The sequence below is a fragment of the Roseovarius aestuariivivens genome (assembly GCF_004761875.1).
Classification (GTDB): Bacteria; Pseudomonadota; Alphaproteobacteria; order Rhodobacterales; family Rhodobacteraceae; genus Roseovarius; species Roseovarius aestuariivivens.
Genome location: NZ_SJEY01000001.1, coordinates 1 through 22705, shown reverse-complemented (window position 1 = coordinate 22705; position 22705 = coordinate 1). Strand labels below are relative to the sequence as shown.

General features: G+C 58.4%; 17 protein-coding genes. 12 read left to right on the top strand and 5 right to left on the bottom strand.

Features of this window, described 5'->3' with window-relative positions:
• Positions 1-27: 27 nt before the first annotated feature.
• Positions 28-3648 carry a DEAD/DEAH box helicase gene (locus tag EZV60_RS00085; protein WP_135500912.1) on the bottom strand — a complete coding sequence of 1207 codons (3621 nt, stop codon included), beginning with the start codon at positions 3646-3648 and terminating at the stop codon, positions 28-30.
• Complete coding sequence (locus EZV60_RS00080) at positions 3641-4588, bottom strand: aminotransferase (protein ID WP_135500910.1); 948 nt, start codon at positions 4586-4588, stop codon at positions 3641-3643. Before EZV60_RS00080 ends, EZV60_RS00085 begins: the two co-directional genes overlap by 8 nt.
• A gap of 348 nt (positions 4589-4936) precedes the next feature.
• On the opposite strand from EZV60_RS00080, the gene EZV60_RS00075 reads away from it, so the two are divergent.
• The 11 genes from EZV60_RS00075 to EZV60_RS00025 all read left to right on the top strand — a co-directional run bounded on the left by EZV60_RS00075 (position 4937) and on the right by EZV60_RS00025 (position 17410).
• Positions 4937-5694 (top strand): IS5 family transposase gene (locus EZV60_RS00075; protein WP_135500908.1). Its coding sequence is split into 2 segments (ribosomal slippage): positions 4937-5273 and positions 5273-5694, totalling 759 coding nucleotides; the frame shifts between segments, so codons are not numbered across the junction.
• Positions 5695-5795: 101 nt separating this feature from the next.
• A complete protein-coding gene (locus tag EZV60_RS00070) occupies positions 5796-6575 on the top strand; it encodes a methyltransferase domain-containing protein (protein ID WP_135500906.1) in 780 nt (259 codons plus the stop codon).
• A gap of 408 nt (positions 6576-6983) precedes the next feature.
• A complete protein-coding gene (locus tag EZV60_RS00065; protein WP_135500904.1) occupies positions 6984-8108 on the top strand; it encodes an ABC transporter substrate-binding protein in 1125 nt (374 codons plus the stop codon).
• Positions 8109-8236: 128 nt separating this feature from the next.
• Positions 8237-9172, top strand: a complete 936-nt coding sequence (locus EZV60_RS00060; protein WP_135500902.1) for an ABC transporter permease — start codon at positions 8237-8239, stop codon at positions 9170-9172.
• Positions 9169-9993, top strand: coding sequence for an ABC transporter permease (locus EZV60_RS00055; protein WP_135500900.1), 825 nt, complete (start codon positions 9169-9171; stop codon positions 9991-9993). Before EZV60_RS00060 ends, EZV60_RS00055 begins: the two co-directional genes overlap by 4 nt.
• Positions 9986-11083, top strand: a complete 1098-nt coding sequence (locus EZV60_RS00050) for an ABC transporter ATP-binding protein (RefSeq protein ID WP_135500898.1) — start codon at positions 9986-9988, stop codon at positions 11081-11083. Before EZV60_RS00055 ends, EZV60_RS00050 begins: the two co-directional genes overlap by 8 nt.
• 37 nt (positions 11084-11120) lie before the next feature.
• Positions 11121-11813: a TetR family transcriptional regulator C-terminal domain-containing protein gene (locus EZV60_RS00045; RefSeq protein WP_135500896.1), complete on the top strand. Its 693-nt coding sequence runs from the start codon at positions 11121-11123 to the stop codon at positions 11811-11813.
• Complete coding sequence (locus EZV60_RS00040; RefSeq protein WP_135500894.1) at positions 11803-13857, top strand: oxidoreductase; 2055 nt, start codon at positions 11803-11805, stop codon at positions 13855-13857. The genes EZV60_RS00045 and EZV60_RS00040 overlap by 11 nt, the downstream gene beginning before the upstream one ends.
• 12 nt (positions 13858-13869) lie before the next feature.
• Positions 13870-16440 (top strand): oxidoreductase, encoded by a 2571-nt coding sequence (locus tag EZV60_RS00035; protein ID WP_135500892.1) that lies wholly within the window; start codon positions 13870-13872, stop codon positions 16438-16440.
• Positions 16437-16649, top strand: a complete 213-nt coding sequence (locus EZV60_RS00030) for a hypothetical protein (RefSeq protein WP_135500890.1) — start codon at positions 16437-16439, stop codon at positions 16647-16649. Before EZV60_RS00035 ends, EZV60_RS00030 begins: the two co-directional genes overlap by 4 nt.
• Positions 16650-16681: 32 nt before the next feature.
• Positions 16682-17410, top strand: a complete 729-nt coding sequence (locus tag EZV60_RS00025) for a cupin domain-containing protein (protein ID WP_135500888.1) — start codon at positions 16682-16684, stop codon at positions 17408-17410.
• Here EZV60_RS00025 and EZV60_RS00020 read toward each other — a convergent pair.
• Entirely contained in the window at positions 17395-18768 is a 1374-nt protein-coding gene (locus EZV60_RS00020; protein ID WP_280952560.1) for an aminotransferase, read from the bottom strand. The genes EZV60_RS00025 and EZV60_RS00020 overlap by 16 nt on opposite strands.
• 44 nt (positions 18769-18812) lie before the next feature.
• The gene (locus tag EZV60_RS00015; protein WP_135500884.1) at positions 18813-19187 is read right to left on the bottom strand and encodes a cupin domain-containing protein; all 375 of its coding nucleotides are present in this window, start codon (positions 19185-19187) and stop codon (positions 18813-18815) included.
• Positions 19188-19491: 304 nt separating this feature from the next.
• Here EZV60_RS00015 and EZV60_RS00010 point away from each other — a divergent pair, with 304 nt between their 5' ends.
• Positions 19492-21951 carry a GcvT family protein gene (locus EZV60_RS00010; RefSeq protein ID WP_135500882.1) on the top strand — a complete coding sequence of 820 codons (2460 nt, stop codon included), beginning with the start codon at positions 19492-19494 and terminating at the stop codon, positions 21949-21951.
• Between the two features lie 103 nt (positions 21952-22054).
• Here EZV60_RS00010 and EZV60_RS00005 read toward each other — a convergent pair.
• Positions 22055-22705 (bottom strand): transposase (locus tag EZV60_RS00005; RefSeq protein ID WP_210115040.1); only part of this gene is annotated, 651 nt, incomplete at its 5' end.

Genomic DNA, 22705 nt, shown 5'->3' with positions numbered 1-22705 from the left:
GACTTATTAGTTCTCAGTCGAGATATCTCAGGCAGAACCAGAGTAAGTTTGGCGCACAATCGGCCCACCTCGATTTATGCGTAGCTGAAAATCATCGCGGTGTATCAAACCTCGGAAGGGCGAATTCTCCTCGTCTGAGCGCGCAAGAGCGAAACCAGCCGCGTCAAACCAATGGATAATACCATCATCGACTACAGGAATGACGGCGTATTGCCCACGGCGACCATCAGTTCCGCTTAGTGTTGCGTTCAATGTTCTACGACGAACTCTGCGCTCCGCCCGCACGGCCCGCGAACCTTTCCATTCAAGGAACAATTGGGGATCGATTAGATCATCAGACTCAATCTTCTGCCTCTGTTCTTCCAGCCAAGCATTAAATTCTGGTCTGAGCTGCTCTCCTGCTTCACGCGTTCCTACCAAACCCTCGGCTAAGGCGAATGCTACGAACGGGTCTAAGGTTCCCCACCTGAGGAGTTCCCTTGCCCAGAAGCCAAACCATGGCAAACCAGTAGTTGCGCGCCAAGCGTCCAATGACGGAACTACAATCGCACCGTCAACTCCGTCTGACCAGGCGCGGGCTACTACTGCACCCAGGCCGACGCCTAATCGGAACTCTAGGTTGTCGCTTACGAAACGCTGCCACGAACGAAGAGCTTGTGGTTCGGGAGCTTCGTGACCTGCGGCATGCATCCACCACGACAATACGTTCTCCCAATTCGCCAATATCGCTTGGTCCGTCTCAGTAGAACGAACTCTAAATCCAAAACCTCTGTCATCTTCCAAAAGTTCACCGAGTTCGCGAAACACGGTCAATCGGTCCGCATCATTCGCGGTGCCGTAGTCTTCTGTATCTCTCAAGCGTTCGAGGATGCTTGGAACGACGGCCTCAAACCGGCGTCCGACATGGGGCGTAAAGCCATACTGATAGAGCCGACTGCGCTCCTCACGCTCGGGGTAAATCTCTTCTAGAACAGCTTGACCCCTGCGGATAAATGCTGCCCCCATCCACGCTTCTTGTGCGGCAGCATAAACGGTAAATGTCTTGCTCCATAATGCGGCGAGCGCTTCTTCTGCGGCAGCACCCTCAAGCCCAGCGTCATCGACGCGTTGAAGCTCCTCTAACGCACTCAAAAGTACGCCATCCAATTCATCTATGCTATCAGCAAGACGTGCCAGTTCATCTTCCGATGCTCTCCCTGCATTGGGACTCACATCAGGAGGAAGGACCTCTTCAAGCCAAGCGAGGAAATCCTCACCATCGATGTCCAGGAGCTCACGGGCTCTCTCAGCAATGCCATCGAGCAAAAGTGCGAGTGGACTATCGATGTCGAATTGTTCAAGCTCCTCTGCCAACAGGGATTGCCTGAGCAGTCGCCAGTCTTCTTCCATTGCCGCGATTTGCCTACGCTGCGTTCGAAGAGTACTTCTTGCCGTCGTGGAGGGGCGCGCTGGAATTGGCACGAGTGTAATCCCCTCAAGCCCGCTTCCTGCACCAGGACGACCGGCTCGGCCAGCCAAGTTGCGAAATTCAGCTGTAGAAATCCGGTTTTCGACTTGCCGCTCTTCGGCAGCGTTGAACGAACGTCTCATCAAAGATGGAACGAATATAATGTCAAAGGGAAGGTTAACGCCTTCAGTCAGGGTCGCAGTCGCAACAGTGACCGGGCAAATACCACGGTCTATTAGGTCAACCATAACTCTGCGAATTCGCTGCGGCATTTGGCCATGGTTCGACGCAATACCATGGTCCAGTAAGGCCACCTCGTAGGATTCTTCTCCGCAATAATCAACGCAGGCTGCGCGAGCGTCTTCATACCTTTGCCTGTCATCATTATCGTCAGGAAGAGCGAAACCTGGCATTTCCGCCCAAGATACAAGTTGAAGAGCATCTTTGTACCAGCCCATCGTTCGCTCGGGTTGCTGCGCCAGTGAGATGAGAATGCGGCGCCCACCGGACGCAAGATGTAATGCGGTCCAAAGAACGTTTAGCTGATTGAAGCGATTGACACTGTTCCGCATGGCCGCAGGGAGTTGCGGCATCGGCGGTGTGCGTAGATTAATATATACGGGATCGTCGCGCCCTCGGACAAACAACGGTTTGCCATTCAATATTTCTAGGAGCATTCGCCCAGCACCTCCAGGATTGGTTTCGAAAGAACCAATGATCTGACGTGTACTTCGATAGTCTGATCCTACGGGCTCGGCGTTTTCACTGCCTTCTATCCACCGAGAAACTGGCCCAGCGGCTCCCCCGGCAACTGCCGTCAAAGCAACACGAGCAATGTTTGGCGCGCGCGTAAGCAGCTTTGAGACGAAAGCTTCGAGCCGCAATGAGCGAGACGAGTGCTCGGCGAAATCATCTTGCGTACGCTCATTATCTTCGAGGACAACCTGGTGTGCTTCATCCACGATCAAAAGACGTAAACGTCGCAACAACAGTGGACCGAGGTAGCGCATGAGGGCGTCAGCCTTTTCCACTGTGGCGATGAGTACCGTGGGCTCTTCAGCATCGAGCCAATAGTCGGTGACGCCCCAGTCAGTCCCGCCATAGAGGCCCGTGACAATCACATCATTTGAAAGCTCACTCGATAGCTTGGCTTCGACCTCGCTTGCGAGCGCACGAGACGGCACAAGATAGAGTGCAAGAGGACCATCTTCTTCAGCGCGGAGCATCAGCTCCTTCACTAATGCAAGATTGGCAACTAAGGTCTTGCCAGAACCCGTTGGTGTGCACAAAGCAAAGGAGTCCTTTTCAAGAAGACGGCCAAGACCTTGTCTTTGAGAAGCCCAAAGGATTCCCCGCCCTTGTCTGAACTGTCCACGAGCAAAGCGCTCCAAACGGGGTGAGCGTTCTTCATTTAGTTGACTGAGAAGCCTGATCGGTGCGTAGATACTAGCCTCGGCAAATCCAACCGCAACCTGGTGAAGCAAAGTTAAGAAGAGTGAAATCTCATCTGAAAAAGTTCGAATCATCAACTTTTCCAGAGCAGCAAGTTTGCGGGTCGCAAGAGCCAAACGCTCCTCTTCACCACGGCGGAGCGAGTCCGAAATGAGACCCAAGACACGGATAAGTTCGACCGTCACGAACCACCCGACTTTATCGTCACCCCCTTCCTGTATGAGACGCTGCTGAGCGGCACGGTCTGTGATTACCAAGTTTGCTCGCCAGAAGTCAGAGACAGAAAGGATTACGCCATCGAAATCAGCTCGCAGGAACTGCGCATACAAGCGTTCACCGGGCTTGGTTTCATCTACTTGCGCCAAGAGCGCAGAAGCCATGGCTGGACTACCGCCAAGCTGATAGGCGGCAGCAGCCAAGAGTTCCAGGGAAACAGTCGTGGAAAGGTCATCGTGTGCTCGTGACAGCCATTCGAGTATCTCACCGCTGCGCCTGTAGCATAGACGCGCTTCTGACGAGTCTCGCCCGTCAACGCTTTGAAGTATCGAAGCCGCATTCAGCAGGCGCCTGGCATCGGTATACTGCTCCCGCGTTTCTGCTTCGCCCCATTGAATGGTGGGAACGTCCCAGCCTGTCTGCAATCCGCGAACAAATGCGCGTGCTTGGGAAGCAGTGAGTTCGTTCTCTGAAGCAACTTGCCGCCTGAGCGCTTCAGCAATCTCTTTGCGTTCTGGATCCAGATCAGGCATCTTCGCCGTTCTCCCAGAGGCTTGCGTAAATCGTGTCTATCAAGTCTTCGCCACCTTGAAGAACTACTTCTACGATCTGAAGATCATTGCCAGCGGTGTACTCATCTGGAACACCTTCCCAAGGGAGAAGGCGTTCTCCTTTTTCGCGCTTGGCGCGGCCATTTCCGGCAAACACGATCAAATCCGTCTTCGGTATTGGCGCAGGATCTTTCACAACCAATGCGCGCTCTAAGCAGAGTATCGCTGAATCAAAGCCGTCTGAGTCATACTCGCGAAGGAGCTCAAGCAGTTGTCGAGCACCGCTAGGCGGGCTTGGCTCCTTGTTTAGGTCTCGCCACACTCCCTTTCCGGATCGAACCGCGGAGCCTTTGGCCTTTTTGCCCAACATGACGTCATCGACTTTGGCCTGCGTCAACGTCAGACGCCACTTGGCTTCTCCAGAAATTATCCGGACAACCTCACCATCATCGTTTAATGACAAACCAATAAAATCAGTTCCAAGACGACCGATGGTTTGCCGTGTTTGAGTGGGGTCGCGAGCGAGCGTAAACAGATAGTTCGCTGCATCATCGTGGTAACGAAAAAGAAAGATCGGCACATTCCAATTATGAGCGCCAATGTACTCGTAGCTTTCGGTTAAAAGCCCGGCAAGAACCTCGCCAAACAACCCGCGTCTTGTAGTGCTTGGCAGAGAACCAGGATATGTCACGACAGGTGCAACCCCGTCTCCATCGGGGTGTAAGTCTATTCCAACAAAAGAATGAAATCTGGTTCGCGCATCCAAGTGAGCAGATTCAAAATATTCCCTGAGTGCGTGCGCCAATGCTCCGTCATCTGCCTCGATTTGTTCCAGCAGCGTGTGCCCAAGGCCACCATTGACGGTCGCATACTCCTCAAACCTCTCTTCCAAAACATCTATCGGTGGAGCGCAGCTATGCATTGAGTACTTTCATTCAGAATGTGTTTTGATCCAATTTTCGCTTATTTTAAGTGGTATTTTCATTCAGCGCCGAGCCTAATGCAACGTGCTATTCTACCTGAACCCAAACAAAAGTAGTCGCGACGGCAGACCGTCTGAGGGACTGGAACTAATGTCTGCTTTCATCCCCTGGGTTAGTTAATGCGCGCCAGCGGCGAAAGACCGCTTTCCGCCCTTTGTTCCTCAACCAAGATTTACATAATTGGCATTATTGCAGACCCGAATATACACACCAACTTCTCTAGGTTCAGGATGCATTGATCTTATGGCTCGTGCGTGATTCACGGCTCCAAAAAACGGAGCGGTGACATGTCTGACCTTTACTGGCTGAGCGATGCGCAAATGGCGAAGCTGCGCCCCTTTTTCCCGAAGTCACATGGCAAGCCGCGTGTCGATGACACACGTGTGTTAAGTGGGATTATTTTCATAAATCGGAATGGCTTACGTTGGCGCGATGCACCTGCGGAATACGGCCCACACAAGACGCTTTACAGCCGTTGGAAACGCTGGAGCGAGAAGGGCATCTTCGCCCGGATGCTCTTGGAACTGTCCGGTCAGGGTGGCGGGACCGACACGCTGATGATCGACGCGACCCATCTCAAGACGCACCGCACAGCTTCGAGCTTGGCGCTGAAAAAAGGGGGCGTGGCCGACTGATCGGGCGCACCAAAGGCGGGATGAACTCGAAGCTCCACGCCATCACGGACGCGGCCGGGCGCCCGTTGCGGATGTTCCTGACAGCGGGTCAGCGGAGTGATTACATTGGAGCGCGGGCCTTGCTCGACGGTTTGCCACCGGCCGAACACATGCTTGCAGACCGCGGTTATGATGCGGACTGGTATCGCGAAGCCCTTGAAGAAAGGGGTATTACGCCCTGCATCCCGTCTCGCAAGGGACGCAAGGTGCCCATCGCACACGACGAAACCCGGTATCGTAAGCGCCACAAGATCGAGAACAGCTTTGCCAGGCTCAAGGATTGGCGGCGTGTCGCCACCCGATACGACAGATGCCCGAAGGTCTTCCTATCCGCCTGCGCACTGGCCGCTATAGTCATGTTCTGGTTATGAATCCTGACCCTAGTGTCGGCTCTTACGGTTTCCTCGCCTTGCACTCTTGCGACTTTCTAGTGACAATTTGACAATTCATACATTGAGCCTGAGGAATACCCATGGCCGAAGAACTCCTGTACGACGATCAGCACATTGCCTTTCTGGAACACATATGGGGCGACGGGTTTCTATCGCCCGGGGGACCAGAGGAAGTTAGACGCGTGCTGAGCGGAGTGGAGGTTGCAGGTAGAAAGGTTCTGGACATAGGCTGCGGGTCAGGCGCCTGCGCAACCCTGATCGCAGGAGACTTCAGCGCGGCCCACGTGATTGGCATCGATGTCGAAGAGCCTGTCTGCACGGCAGCTCGGGCCAAAGCCGAAAAGACAGGATTGGCAGACCGGATCACGATCCACAAGGTCTCACCCGGTCCGCTGCCGTTTCCCGAAGAGACCTTTGATGTCGTCTTTTCGAAGGACTCGATCATCCACATTCCCGACAAGGCGTTCATGGCTCGCGAGGCGTTTCGGGTTCTGACCCCTGGTGGACGCTTCGCGGCCTCTGACTGGCTGATTTCCCATGACGGTACGCCCTCTCAGGAGATGGCCGACTATATCGCGGCAGAGGCTCTCGATTTCGCGATGTCTTCGCCCGAGAGCTACAGACAAGCAATGGAAGAGGCAGGTTTCACGGAGGTAGAACTGGTCAACCGCAACCCGTGGTATTCGGATGTTGCTGTCAAAGAACTTGAATGGCTGACCGGACCCGAGCGCGCCGCGCTGGAAAAACGGCACGGCGAGGACTTTATCGCCGAGCAAATAGATATCTGGAAAAAGCTCGTCACCGTCCTGAAAAGCGGTGAGCACTGCCCGCACCATATCCGGGGCCGTAAACCTGCCTGACCAGCAAGCTTCGTATATGCCCCAAGACGCGTGATTTCATGCGACACTCCAGAGAAATCATTTGCGTGCAAAGAGCCGCGAGACGGCAGCATGCGCGTTCCTTTGCTCAAAATTGCTGGCACGCCCCATGCCGGCCGAAGACCTCAGGCCTTGCCGACAGGAGCGCCTCAAGTCTGGCACGTCGCGTCCGTATCTGACTAAATCTGCATCAAACAGAGGCCTAAAGTGAAATGAGGCTCCAAATTGATTGAACAAATATTCAATTGAAGAGCGCTTGTGTGTTACGGTCCCCCAATATCATTCGAAACTCTTGTAACGAGTCATTTCACCAAGGCGCGCGCCACGGCGCCCGCCAAAGAACACATCCAGAGAGCCGGAGCATACCGGCCCGTGAACAGGGAGATAATCATGGACGTACTCGATCAACTCGGCTCGATGCGTGAAGGCAAGATGAGCCGCCGCGCGTTCACACGATCGCTTTTCGCCAGCGGGGTCGCCATTGCCGCCGTCCCCATGGGTGGGCGGAAGGTGCTGGCAGCACCGGAAGATCAGGCGACGTTCTTTACCTGGGGCGGTTACGACATTCCGGAGCTTTTCGTCCCCTACAGTGAAGAACACGGCGAATTGCCTAATTTCGCGACCTTTGGCGGATCGGAAGAAGCGCTGACCAAGATGCGCGGCGGGTATGTGGTGGACGTGTCTCATCCCTGCAACCAGGCCCTTCCCCGCTGGGTGGCCAGCGACCTCTTTCAGCCCATCGACACATCGCGACTGTCCAACTGGCCTGACGTTATGCCCGGCCTTGTGAACCTTCCGGGCAACGATGCCGAGGGCGGCAATGTCTGGATGGCGCCCTTTGACTGGGGACAGACCTCGATCACCTATCGCACCGACCTGTTCGAGCTTGAGGGCGAGGAAAGCTGGGACATGCTCTGGGACGAGCGCTACAAGGGCCAGCTGGGCAGCCTGGCCTCGGGCGGCGATGCCTGGTGGTGCGGTGCCATCAAGGCCGGCGTCGATTTCGAGAACATCGACACGCCCGAGGCGTTCGACAAGATTGCGGCGGTCATGCGCGAACAGCGCCCCCTGATCCGAACCTATACCGACGATACGACCACCCTGGAACAGGCGCTTGCCTCTGGAGAGATGGTCGCGGCAATGACATGGAACGCATCCGCAACCCTGCTCAAGGCAGAAGGCGTACCGGTCAAGTTCGCCGAGCCAAAGGAGGGCGCGCTGACCTGGGTCTGCGGCGTTATGGTTCACAAGGACGCGCCCAAGCTCGACCTTGCCTATGACGTGATCGACTCGCTGCTCAGCGTGGAGTCGGGCAAGTTCATGATCAACGATTACGGCTACGGTCATTCAAACGCCAAATCCTTCGAGCAGTTCGACAGCGAGACGCTGGCCAGCCTCGGCTTGAGCAGCAACCCGGGCGAGATCCTGAACGCGGGTCATTTCCAGGTACCCCAGTCGCAGGAATGGGAAACGAAGATGAACGGCCTGTTCGAAGAGATCAAGGCGGGCTTCTAAAGCTCCTGGTCGCCATGCCGTGCCGGACCGCCTGCCCGGCGCGGCTGTGGCCAAATCTCGTCTTCAGCCATCACGGGCACAGCCGTTGGCTGTCACCGGACAAGCCTTGGGAAGGATCCTTCGATAGAATGAGCGAGCAGAGTATACACACTTCTGTACCAGCGGAACTGGCGCCGCCGGGTAAGGTCGGACGCCTGTCGCGTCTCATGCACCGGTCGGAACGGGCGCGCGGCTACGGCCTGATCGCGCCCGCCCTGACCTTCATGCTCTGCGCCATTCTCCTGCCCTTCGCGATCCTGGTCGTGATGAGCTTTTGGACAGCGACCGGGTTCGATTTCGACACAAGTTTCTCGCTTGAGAACTACAAGCAGGCCCTGGAGCGTCCGATCTACGCCGCTTTGCTTGAGCGGTCTTTGTGGATGTCCGGAATCGCCACCGTTGCTGCGGTGGTCCTGTGTTACCCCATGGCCTATTTCGTGGCCTTCCACGTTCATCGCCATAAGATGTTCTGGATCATCCTTATGACGCTTCCATTCTGGACCAGCTACCTGCTGCGGGTTTTCGCGTGGAAGGTGGTGCTCGGATACGAAGGCGTCATCAATTCCTTCCTGATCTCCGTGGGCCTGATCGAGGAACCGCTTGAGGTGCTGCTTTACAGTCAGTCTGCGGTCATCATCACTTTGGCGCATGCCTGGGCCGCTTTCGCGATCCTGCCGATGTACGTGTCTTTGGAAAAAATCGACCGCTCCTTGCTGGAGGCAGCGACGGATCTGGGCGATGGACCGGTCATGCGCTTTTTGCGCGTCACGCTGCCGCTGTCCTTGCCCGGCGTGATCTCAGCAAGTCTCCTGATCTTCATCCCGACGACCGGGGATTACATCACGCCCGCCCTTCTCGGAGGGCCTGACGGCGCCATGATTGGCAATCTCATCCAGAAGATGTTCGGCCCCATCAACAATTGGCCGATGGGTGCCACGCTATCGATCCTGCTGATGCTCTGCATCTCGGTGATCTGCGTTCTGTTCATTCTGCTCACCCTCTTCGTGCGGAGGCGAATCTCATGAGCGAGGAAAGCTACATCCATCGCCGCAACCGGCCTTTGCAGATCTACGCGGTGATTTTTCTCATCTTGCTTTACGTACCGGTGCTTTTTCTGCCCCTCTTCAGTTTCAACGACTCTCTCTACACGACGTTTCCGCTCACGGGATTTACCTTGAAATGGTACGAAGAGCTCTGGACCCGCGACGCGATGTGGGCGGCCCTGTTCAACAGTATAAAGGTCGGGCTTTTCGTGGCCGCCGCCTCGACGTTTCTGGGTATCTTCGCCGCCAAGGCCATCACCCGCTACAGACTGCCCGGGCGTGGCCCCATCGTGGGCTTCATCATGCTGCCGCTGGTCATACCGCTCATCATTTTCGGTGTGGCGCTGCTGGTGCTTCTGAGCCGGCTTGGCGTCCCGTTGTCGCTTTACACCGTATCGGCCGGTCACCTGATCGTCTGTCTGCCCTTCGCCATCGCGACCCTGATCCCCCGTTTCGAAGGGTTCGACCAGGCGATCGAGGAGGCGTCGGCGGATCTGGGAGAAAACGGATGGTGGACCTTCTGGCGCGTCACGCTGCCGATGGTCTTTCCTGGCGTGCTCGCCAGTTTCATCCTTACCTTCACCGTCTCGTTCGACGAGTTCATCATGGCCTTTTTCCTGACCGGCACGCAGCCGACGCTGCCGGTCTATATCTGGGGCCAGTTGCGCTTTCCCCAAAGCTTTCCTTCTGTTCTCGCGCTCGCCTCGATCATAATCGCGGTCTCGTTCGTGATGGTGATCCTCAGTCTCTACATCAATCGCGGCGCCCAGTTCGGCGGCACAAAAGGGAGCGGACATGACTGAGGACGCGTACATATCGATCCGGAATGTCGACAAGTATTTCGGCAAGTTCCAGGCCGTGGACGACGTGACCATCGACATCGGCCAGGGCGAGTTCTTCTCGCTTCTGGGGTCGTCGGGATGCGGCAAGACCACTTTGCTGCGTATGCTCGCTGGGTTCGAAAATCCGACCCATGGCGAGATATATATTGACGGCCAGCCGATGTCGGACGTGCCGCCGCACCACCGACCGGTGAACATGGTTTTCCAGAATTATGCGATCTTCCCGCATCTGAACGTGCGCGACAATATCGCCTACGGCCTGCGCAAGCATAAGCTGCCGAAAGCGAAGCGCTACGAGATGGTCGACGAAATGCTCGACTTGATCAAGCTGCCGGATTACGGCGACCGGCGCGCCAATGAGCTTTCGGGCGGGCAAAGGCAGCGGATAGCTTTGGCGCGTGCCCTGATCCTGCGGCCGAAGGTGCTGTTGCTGGATGAACCCCTGGGCGCGCTCGACAAGCAATTGCGCGAACAGATGCAGCTAGAGCTGCGCCAGTTGCAAAGAACGGTCGGGATCACCTTCGTCTTCGTGACCCACGACCAGGAAGAGGCCCTGACACTCTCTGATCGCATCGCGGTCATGTCCGAGGGCCGAGTGCTGCAACTGGACACGCCGAGCGGTCTTTACGAGCGTCCACACTCACGGCAGGTCGCTTCTTTCATCGGGACCATGAATTTCTTCGAGGCCTCCGTCAAAGGCGTTCAGGGCGAGAAGGTGGATATCTCGGTGCGCGGCCTTGGCGATATAGCCGCCAGGACGACCGGGCAATCCCTTGCTGAAGGTGAGAAAGTCCAAGTCGCTGTCAGACCGGAAAAATTCGTTCTGACAGCCGATCAGCCAGGCACGCCATCATCTTCGGTTCCAGGGATCGTGGAGACCTCGGCTTATCTGGGCGAGCGCAGCCATTTCTTTATCCGGCTGGAGGGTCTGGATCAGACGGTCGCGGTTTCAGCGCAAAACAGTGCCGGAACGCAGGCATTCGGCGACGGCTCAAAGCCTGTCTGGTTGAGCTGGACCGAGGACTCTCTCGTCCTGCTTCCGCCTGAATAATGCTCTTGTAACCAATCCGGAGCCTTTGAGAAGATCAATGCCAGACCTCACCAGGCGAAAAGCGGCCAAGCCCGAACAAAAACAAGGACGTACCGCGTCCAAGGAGGTGCGCAGGCATCAGCTGATAGAGGCCACGATCGAGTCGATCAGCAAGCACGGCATATCTGGCACGACCATGACCACCGTGACCGGCTTTGCAGGTCTTTCGATCGGGCTCGTGAATTTCCATTTCCGCAACAAGGAAACGCTTTTCGAGGAGACCCTCCGCTTCCTCGCAGAAGAGCACCGCGAGCAATGGCGCAAGAATTACAACAATGCCGCGCTTACCCCGCAAGCCAAGTTGCTTGCTATTGTCGACGCGCATTTCCATCCGCGTATCTGCACCAGAAAGAAGCTGGCCGTCTGGTTCGGGTTTTACGGAGAAGCGCGGTACAGGGCCTTTTATCGCCGCCTAATGTCGGAAATCGACGAGGAAAGATGGGACATCTCCAGGGGCATCTGCCGCACGCTCATCGAGGATGGCGGATACGCGAATGCCAAACCCGAAGATGTCGCGGACACGCTGGAGGGGCTTTATGACGGGCTGTGCCTGAATATCCTGATCTATCCCGGAGAATTCAGCCGGGAGACGGCAAAGCAAAGGGTGAGGGATTACCTCGCCCGGACGTTTCCACTGCATTTCGATCATCCAGAGACGGACGTTTCCGAAAGGACAAGACTTGGGACGTGATCCGCGTTACGATATCCTGTTCGAGCCCGTAAAGATCGGTCCGGTCACGGCACGCAACCGGTTCTACCAGGTGCCGCATTGCAACGGCATGGGGGCCACCTTCCCGTCGAGCATGGCCGAGATGCGCCGCGTCAAGGCGGAAGGCGGCTGGGCCGTGATCTGCACCGAAGAAGTCGAAATTCATCCCTCCTCGGACCATGCCCCGTGGGCAGGTGGCCGGTTATGGGACGATCGGGATATTCCCGTGCTGGCCCGCATGTGCGACGGCATCCACGAATTCGACAGCCTGGCGGGGATCGAGCTGAACTATGCGGGCTTGATGGCAGCCAATCGATACTCGCGCGATGTGCCCATGGCGCCGTCGCATACCCCCATCGCCCTGCCCGATCCGGTGCAGGCCCGCGCGATGGACAAGTCCGACATCCGCAACCTGCGCCTTTGGCACAAAGAGGCCGCTAAGCGAGCCAGGACGGCGGGATTTGACGTTATTTACGTCTATGCGGGCCACCAGCTTTCGACGATCTCGCATTTCCTTTCCGGCTACAGAAACCGCCGCTCGGACGAATACGGCGGCTCTCTTGAAAATCGCGCTAGGCTCTTGCGCGAGGTTTTGCAGGATACCAAGGACGCCGTCGGAGACACCTGCGCCATAGCTCTGCGCTTTTCCGTCGATGAACTGATGGGACCGATGGGATTTACCAGCGAGGGCGAGGGACGGGACCTGGTCGAGATGCTGGCCGAAATCCCGGACCTGTGGGACGTCAACATAAGCGACTGGGACAACGACTCGGCCACGTCGCGGTTCAAGCCGCAGGGGTTTCAAGAAGACTACATCTCCTTCGTCAAGCAAGTGACGTCGAAACCGGTTGTCGGCGTCGGACGCTATACCTCGCCCGACGCGATGGTCTCATTGGTCAAGAAAGGCGTGCTGGACTTCATCGGCGCCGCGCGCCCGTCCATCGCAGATCCATTCCTGCCCAGAAAGGTGGAGGACGGCCGTATCGAGGACATCCGCGAATGTATCGGCTGCAACATCTGCGTCTCAGGCGACAATCACTCCGTCCCGATCCGCTGCACGCAGAATCCCACGATGGGGGAGGAGTGGCGGCGCGGCTGGCATCCCGAAAGGATCGCACCCAAGACCGGCAACGAGAGCGTTCTGATCATCGGGGCCGGGCCCTCGGGCCTTGAATGCGCCCGCGCCCTTGGACAGCGCGGATATTCCGTCATGCTCGCGGAAAAGCGCTCCGAACTGGGCGGACGCCTAATTGGCGAACGTCGGCTGCCAGGATTGGCCGAATGGGGAAGGGTCGTGGATTATCGAACCTATCAGATCAGCCAGATGGCGAATGTCGAGGTCTATCTGGAAAGCGAGATGACGGCCGCAGACGTCGAAGACGTCGGCGCGGATCACATCATTTTGGCAACGGGATCGGCCTGGGCCGTGGATGGGATCGGTCGGGAAAACCCTCTTGGCTTGACGCTCAAGGACGGCGCCGTCGTGCTGTCCCCGGACGACATCATGGCGGGCACCGTGCCCGAGGGACCGGTGATCATCTTCGATGACGATCATTTCTACATGGGCGGCGCCCTTGCGGAACTGCTTGCAAATGCAGGGGTCGAGGTGACGCTCGTGACGCCCGCGCCCGAGGTCTCGTCCTGGACGCATAACACGCTGGAACAGCGCGCGATCCAGAAACGGCTTTTGGAGTGCGGTGTCGGAATAGAGACGGCAACGAATATCGTGTCGGTCGAAAACGGTCAGGCCAAGCTTGGCTGCATCTACACGGGGCGGGAAACAGGGATGACCTGCGCCGCACTCGTGCCCGTCACGATGCGCCTGCCAGTGGATGACGTCTACCGGGAACTCACCGGCGCCTCGGCGCCGTCGCTGCACCGTATCGGCGATACGCTTGCCCCGGGAACAATCGCAGCCGCTGTCTATAGCGGGCACCGCATGGCGCGCGAATTGGGTCAGCCTGCCTCGGACGGGGTGCCCTTTTCTCGTGAACTGCCCGCTCTCGCGGCCTTTCCCAAGACCTGAGCGGAGGTGAAGATGAGCCGCGATCCGCGCTACGACATTCTGTTCGACCCCGTGCAGATCGGTCCCGTCACGGCCAAGAACCGGTTCTACCAGGTGCCTCATTGCACCGGCATGGGCTGGCTGCGGCCGCGCATGCTGGCCGAAATGCGAGCTATCAAGGCCGAAGGCGGCTGGGGCGTGGTCTGCACCGAATATAACTCGATTCACCCCACATCCGACGATCTGCCCCATCCCTCTGCCTCCCTGTGGAACGACAGCGATATCCGCGCCCATGCGCTGATGACGGAAAAAGTGCATGAACATGGCGCTTTGGCCGGCTGCGAGCTCTGGTATGGCGGGGCGCGCACGGCGAACCTGATGACCCGCGAGGTGGCCATGGATATCGCCTCGATGCCGAACCTGGCCGGCCACCCCTTCCAGACCCGTGCCATGGACAGGACGGATATCCGAAATCTCCGCCATTGGCACCGCACGGCCGCCCTGCGCGCTCGGGATGCGGGCTTTGACATCGTGTATGTCTATGCGACCCACACTTATCTTCTCTCCAATTTCCTGAACCCGAGGATCAATACCCGGAGCGATGAATATGGCGGCTCGCTCGAGAACCGTACACGGCTTGTGCGCGAACTCATCGAGGACACGAAGGACGCGGTTGGCGATCGCTGCGCCGTGGCCGTCCGGTTTGCCGCCGACGAGGAAATCGGCGAGGACGGCGCCCCGCTGCACGGAGAGCGGCGTGACATGTTCGCGCTTCTGGCCGAACTGCCCGACCTTTGGGACATCAATATCGCGGATTACTCGCTTGAGATGGGCACGTCTAGATTCACCAAGGAAGCCGCGCTCGAGCCCTATATGGATTTCGTCAAGCAGCACACATCCAAGCCCGTCGTCGCGGTCGGCCGTTTCACCTCGCCCGATACGATGGTCAGTCAGGTGCGCCGCGGCATCGTTGATCTGATCGGCGCGGCGCGGCCGTCCATCGCCGACCCGTTTCTGCCTGCCAAGATCCGCGACGGGAACCTGTCCGCTATCCGCGAATGCATCGGCTGCAACATCTGCTATTCCGGCGATGCCATCGGGGTGCCGATCCGGTGCACGCAAAATCCGACCATGGGAGAGGAATGGCGCAAGGGATGGCATCCCGAGCACGTCCCGGCCAAAGGGGCGAGCTCAAAGGTGCTGGTCGTCGGCGCCGGTCCCGCCGGTCTCGAAGCGGCAAGAGCCGCCGGCGCCCGGGGCTATGACGTGATCCTGGCCGAAGCCGGTCGAGAACTGGGTGGGCGGTTGACGCGCGAAGCGGCACTTCCGGGCATGAGCGAGTACATCCGTGTTCTCGACTACCGCGAACAGGCCTTTGCCGAGATGCCTAATGTCGAGATCTTCCGCGAGAGCCGCTTGACGGCGGAGAACGTGTTCGACGTCAAAGCCGATCACGTAGCCATCGCCACGGGCGCCTCGTGGCGCAAGGAACGTTTCGACGGCGAGGTCTATGTCTCTGTCGCGGCCCCGGGAACCGCTCCGGATATCTTCACGCCGGACGACATCATGTCAGGCAGGCTGCCCGACGGCCCGACCCTGGTCTACGACGAAGACGGCTATTACATGGGCGGCGTAATCGCGGAGGCCTTGCGAAACCAGGGCCTCGACGTTCATTTCTGCACTCCATCCGATTCCGTTTCGGAATGGGCGGGCAAGACGTCCGAACGCTGGCGGGTGCGCGCGCATCTGATGCGCATGGGCGTAACGCTGGATCTTGCCCAGGCTCTGACCTGTTTCGACGGAGAAAAGGCAACGCTGCGATGCCAGTATTCCGGCGCGGAAAAGACCGTGCCCGCGAACGCCGTCGTGATGGTGACGCAGCGCGCCCCCAAGGATGCGCTATACCACGAGATTCTGGCCAAGGTCGATGGCGAGGCCGCGCGCCTGCCTTTCAGCCTGTCGCGGATCGGCGATTGCGAAGCGCCGGCCATCATCGCGGGCGCGGTCTATGCCGGTCATCGCTATGCAAGAGGGCTTGACAGCGAATCTGACGCAGACGACGCGCTGCGTCACGACCGGATCGATGTGGGCCAGCTTTCCGACGAAGAGCTGAGCGCCACCAGGCCTGAGGACGGTCCCGGTGAAACATACCTGAAAACCCTTCAGCTTTATTATGAAGAGGAAATCGAGGGGGAGAGCTATTTCAGGGAAATCGCCAAGCGTCTGGACGACCCGGCGCAGCGGGAAAAGATGCACCTCATGGCAGACGTCGAAACGCATGCCGCTGCCTCGGTAAAGCCCCTGCTTGCGAAATACGGGCTTACACCGCGCTGCGCGCAGACGCTGCGCGACAACGGTCAGGCACAGGCCGGCTCGGCAAGCCGCGACTGGCAATCGCTGATTGCAGATATGTGCGAAACCTTTCCGGCCTACATGAACGAATTTCACGCGCTGGAGGCCATGGCGCCGCCCGAAGACTTGCCAGCCCTGCAAACCCTGACAGCCCATGAAACGGCGGCGATCGCGTTTCTGGAGCGGGAGGCCCGGCATGATCCGGACAGCGCCGCCCCCTTGCGGCAATATCTGAAGACCGGCACCGCATGAGACGGCGCACGGCATATCTGGCGGGCGCGGGGCTGGCTTTGATGATCGCGACCCTGACAGTCGCCCCGGGCACACCGGGCCAGTCCGGTCAGCCAGACGCAGCCACAAGGATCGGGAACACCACAGCCTGCGACAGCTGTGCGGCAAGAAAACGGGATCTGTCGCGGCTGAGACAGGCCCTGACATCTGACGCGGAGGCCGGACCGTGAATACTGGCTTGCCGCCTGAAAGGAGATCGGAGATGAAATCAGCGGACGTGATCCGTTTCAACCCGTATGGCCCCGAGGAAAGCGGGCTTGTGGAATGGGAGCGCATGGACCCGGCCGCGCTGGTTGCCGGCGAACCCGTCCAGCGCGGGCACATCTACCACGAGGATCAAGAGGCCAGCTACATGACAGGGGTCTGGGATTGCACCGCCTTTACGGAGCATATGGGACCCTACGCCGTAGACGAATTCATGTATCTCATCGAGGGATCGCTGGTGATTGCCCTGCCGGACGGGACCGAGGTCAGGATCGAGCAAGGCCAGGCCTTCGTCGTTCCCAAAGGCCTCGAGTGCCAGTGGAAACAGGACGGCTATCTCCGCAAGTACTTCATGATCCTCGACGGCCAGCCCCCCGAGAACGGCGTGAACCGCTCGCTTCAGCGCATCACCCAGCCGGATCTGACGGGAGTCGCATCCCAAGACGCCTCAACCGCGCCGGTCGCGACGTGCCGCACGGACTTCATCAACGCCTCGGGCAACATGCGTGTCGGTGTCCGGGCGTATTCAGAAGCAAACTTTCCGCATCTTCCCGTGGTGGAAAACCGGCTGGTTCACGTGCTGGCCGGCACGCTTGAGTTGACCCACAGCGGCGGGCGCGAGTTTCTGGAGCCGGGGGATACCGCCTATATCAAGCAAGGCGGCACCGTGGGCTGGCGGACAAGCCCTGGGACACGGCTGCTGCAGAGCGTCTATGCAAGCGTCTGAACCGCGCCGAACTCTTTCTCGACGTCCCTGACCGCGTCCTCGATGATATCGAACATCCGGTCGATCTCGTCCCGGCTGATGGTCAGGGGCGGAGAGAAAACGCACATGTTTATCATTGGTCGCACGATCAGCCCGCGGGCTTCGCAGGCTTCGTCCAGCTTTGCGCCCAGATTTCTCTGCACGCTGAGCGGCGTATCCCGCCCCTCGTCCATGAGCCCCTCCAGGCATCCCAAAAGACCCATGCCCCGCGCGTCCCCGATGATCGGCGACGCCTCAAGACGCTTTAGCCGGTCCTGAAAGTGAGGCGATATCGCGCGGACATGTTCCAGCAGGCCCTCGGTCTCGATGATCTCGATATTCTTCAAGGCCGCCGCGCAGCAGACCGGATGGGCAGAGTACGTATATCCGTTGGGGAAAAGCACGTCATGGTCCTCGCCCGTCATCCGGCTCATCACCCGATCCGAGATCAGGCATGCGCCCAAGGGCAGATAGCCCGAGGTGATCCCCTTGGCGCAGGTGATGAAGTCGGGCTGGATACCGAACACGTCCTCGGAAGCAAACCAGTGGCCCAATCGGCCGAATCCGGTCACCACCTCGTCCGAGATGTAGAGGATATCGTGCTTGCGACACAGCTCCAGCGTTCTGCGATGGTATCCTTCGGGCGGGATCACCACACCGCCCGAGCACAGGATCGGCTCCGCGATGAAAGCGCCGATATTGCCAGGCCCAAGCTCTGCAATTGCCCGCTCCAGATCCTCCACCTTGGCATCGCACCACTGTGCCGCGGTCATGCCATCTGGCCGGATATACGGGTTCACGTCCGGCAGAAAATGAACGCGCCGTTCCTCGAAGTCGAAAAAGCTCTTGTCCCGCTCCTTGCCGGTGACGCTTGCCGCCAAATAGGTCGAGCCGTGATAGCCCTTCTCCCTGGCGATCACGATCTTCTTTTCGGGCCGCCCAAGCCGGTTGTTGAGGAAATGCATGGTACGAATGGCGGTATCGACAGCGGTCGAGCCGCCGGTGGTAAACATCACGGTGTTCAGATCGCCCGGTGCCAGCGATGTGACCTTATCCGCCAGCAGCGCCGCCGGGGTTGTCGTCGCCGACCAGGGCGAGGCGTAAGGCAGGCCCATGACCTGTTCGGCAATCGCGTCGGCCATCTCCTTGCGGCCATAGCCGATCTGGACGGCCCACATGCCGGCGGGCCCGTCAATCAACTCCCGGCCTTGATCGTCATATAGGTAGATACCCTTGCCATGCGTGATGACGAACCTTTCGGACCGCTTCCAGTTGGCCATGTCCTCCCATGGATGCAGATGATGGCATTGATCTAACTGCTCGATTTTTCCGGATGGCAAATTGTGATCCGACGGGGCAAAGCCGGGATGATCTGTCTGTGTCTTCACGAGCCACCTCCGGGCTTTTCTTCGGCCGCCTCGGCATAGACCGCGATCACGCATCCGGTTTCCGTATGCGAGGTGTGTTCCGTCCCGCCGGCCAGCCAGACCACGTCTCCGGCCTTGTACACCGTGCCGTCATTGTCGATGAGCTCGCCCTCGACGATCAGGAATTCCTCGGCGCCGCCATGACGGTGCGGTGTCGATTGAGATCCGGGCTCCATCCGGTAGATATAGAACCCTACGTCGCGCTGCGCGTCAGGGTTCAGCTGTATGAAATGCGTCCCCGTTTCGCTGACCCCCTCGGGATCGTACGGTGTATACGCCGACATGTCGTGAATATTCGCGACCCTTCTTTCCTGTGGCTGAATAGGTTTCATGTGCGTTCCTGAGTTCTCGATATGCCGCGACAGGATCACGGCTGACTGCTGGCTGAAGTCAAGATAGCCCGCGACTGAATGATCATTCAACAAAAAGCCCAAGAAAGAGCGGCTTCATTAGGGCCGTGACCGCAAGCTGCCTATTTTCAAGGACGATTGACAGGATCGGGCTACGACGATTTTTTACGCAACTTAGATGGCTTGCCCACCTGAATTGAATGTTCATTCAATCGCTGACTTGATTTATGGCTTTGCCCCCGGCATGTATTTTTCCTGCAAGCACATCACCGCAGGAGACGTGTTCATGACAGCCACCCTTCCCTCTCACGCGCAGACGGTCATCATCGGCGGCGGCTCGATCGGCTGCAACATCGCCTATCATCTGACCCAGCTTGGCATGACGGACGTGGTCGTGCTCGAGCGTGACACGCTGACCGCAGGCACTACTTGGCACGCAGCAGGCGAAATCGTTCCGGCGGTCTTGGGCGCCGAGTGGGAATGCGAGCTTTATCTGCACGGCCGAAACCTGATCGCAGAGCTGGAAGAGGAAACGGGTCTTGCGACGGGCTGGCGCGAGGTTGGCTATATTCAGCCGGCCGATACGCCGGATCGGCTCGAAGAGATGCGCCGCGGGACGGCGTTCATGAACCTGCACGGGTTCGAAATTCATGAAATCTCGCCATCGGAGGCAAAGGAACGTTTTCCCATCGGCGATTTCAGCAAAACCTTGGCGGCATTCTGGTATCCGAAGGAAGGTCGCACGAACCCCGTCGACACAACAATGGCGCTCGCCCGTGCGGCCCGAAAGCGCGGCGCGCAAATCATTGAAAATACAGCCGTTCAGGATATCCTGACCCGCGACGGCCATGCCGTGGGTGTGCGAACCGACAAGGGCGACATATCCGCAGAGCATGTGGTGATCGCAGCCGGGATGTGGTCGCGCCAGATTGGCGACAGGGCGGGCCTGAACCTGCCTCTTCAGGCCGCCGAGCATTACTACCTTATTACGGAGGAGATAGAGGGTCTGAGCCGCGATCTGCCGCTGCTGGAGGATCCACACAACTGGTCCTATTACCGTGAAGAAGTGGGTGGTCTTCTGGTTGGCCTGTTCGAGCCGGACGCCGCGCCTTGGATGGTTGATGCGATACCGGACAACTTCGCCTTCGGAGAGATCGAGCCCGACTGGGATCGTATGGCGCCGCATCTTGAGGCTGCCTTTTCCCGCGTGCCACAGGTTGCCGAGGCAGGCGTGCGCAAGTTCTTTTGCGGCCCCGAAAGCTTTACACCGGATCTCGCACCCTTGGTCGGAGAAGCGCCTAGCCTGCGCAACGCCTGGGTCGCCGCTGGCATGAATTCTCTCGGCATACTCTACGGTCCTGGTATCGGCAAAACGCTGGCGCACTGGATCGTTGATGGGCACTGCCCTGTCGACCACACGGCCTTCAACGTAAATCGTTTTGCCGACGGCACACATAACACGCCCGCCTTTCGCCGCGCGCGCACGCCGGAGTTACTGGCCAAAAGTTTCGGCGCGCATTTTCCCAATGATACATTCAAGACCGCGCGCGGGCTGAAACGCTCAGCGCTTTACGACCGGCTTAAAGCGGCAGGCGGTTACTTCTCGGAAAGCCATGGCTGGGAGTTGCCCGACTGGTTTGCGCCCTCGCCAGAAGAGGCACAGGTGGAGCACTACAGCTGGGGGCGCCAGAACTGGTTCGACTGGCACGCTGCTGAACATCGTGCTGCCCGTGAGGATGCGATCCTGATGGACATGTCGTCGATGGCGAAGTTTCTGGTGCAGGGCCGCGGCGCATGTGCACTGCTAAACCGGATTTCCTGTAACGAGGTCGATGTGGCGCCGGGTCGCGTGGTCTATACCGCATGGACGAATGAGGCCGGAGGCTTCGAGGCCGACCTGACAGTGACCCGCATGGCGGAGGATCGCTTCATGGTCGTCGTCGGGGAAAACAGCCACGGCCACACTGAAACGTGGATGCGGCGGCAGATTGGCGCAGACGAATTCGTGACCATTACGGACCTGACCGACGGAATTACCCAGATCAATCTTCATGGACCGAAAGCGCGCACAATTCTGGAAAGCGTCAGCGACGCCGATCTTTCGAACGAGTCGTTTCCTTTCATGTCCGCCCGTCACATCGATATCGGATTTTTCCGTGTCTACGCGTTGCGAGTAACCTATGTGGGCGAGCTCGGATGGGAGCTTCACGTTCCTTCCCTGCACGCAGTGCAGGTCTATGACCTGCTAACAAAGGCCGGACGCGACCACGGACTGCGAAATGCCGGAATGCAGACGCTCTCCTCGCTGCGGCTTGAAAAGGCCTATCGGGATTTCGGGGTGGACCTGGATAATACCGACAATCCGATCGAGGCCGGTCTCGGCTTTGCGGTCAAGCTGGACAAGCCCGACGGATTTCTCGGGCGCGGCGCGCTGGCTGCGATAAAAGAGAAAGGTGTACCAAAGCGCCGGATGCTCCAGTTCCTTCTGAACGATCCTGAGCCACTCATGCATGGCAACGAAATCATTCAGCTCAGTGGCCAGCCGGTAGGCTATATCCAAGTCGGAGCCTACGGACACACCCTAGGCAGCGCGGTCGGGATTGGGTTTGCAGAACTCGACGAGCCCTTAACCGCCGAGCGTGTGGCTTCAGGTGACTGGAGCATTGTAGTCGCTGGGTGTGATGTGCCTGCGACCGCATCGCTTAAACCTTTGTTTGACCCGAAACTGGAACGCGTAAAAAGGTGACTCCAGAGGACTGTGCTTAGTTATGCTAACCCGGTCAGATCGCACAGCGCTCTTTGCGATCGTCCACCCGCGCCGGAAAGTATCGTACTAGCAACTGTATCCTTCAGTCAGCTTGAGCCGTCCATTTCTGACGCGTTTTGCAGAGAGCGTTGGCAACTGTGACAAGCTTTCTTGCGACAGCAGTGATGACGACCTTGTGTGGTTTTCCAGCTGCGCGAAGCCTGTCAGCGAATCTTTTCAGGACTGGATTGTGATGGCTGGCGACGAGAGCCGCCTGGAACATGACATGCCTTAGCAGTCGTCGGCCACCGCCAATTGCGCGTTTACCACGCATCGCGCCGCTGTCATGTGCAATTGGTGCCAGACCTGTGAGCGCGGCGGCTTGCTCTCCGGTGATCTGGCCGAGTTCCGGCATTTCAGCGATCAGCATCGTGCTGGCAACCGGGCCGATCCCGGGAACAGAACGCAGGATATTGGCTGTCGTGGCGAGGCTCTCATCTGTGGCGATGACCTGTTCGATCCGGGCCTCAAGCCCTGCAATTTGACGATCCAGTAGGTCTTTCAGTTCGCCATCCATGGCATCAAAGAAATCGGCCGATCCCAACTTCCCATGCGCCTTGATCTGCGCCAGAAGCCGTTTCCGTGTTTCGACAAGGGCAGTGTCAGAGGGATGAGCTTGCGACCTCGGCAACCGCCCCCTACCCTTCCTGAATGAGCAAGCCCAACCCGTTCCGCTACTTTCGAACCAGCCGCG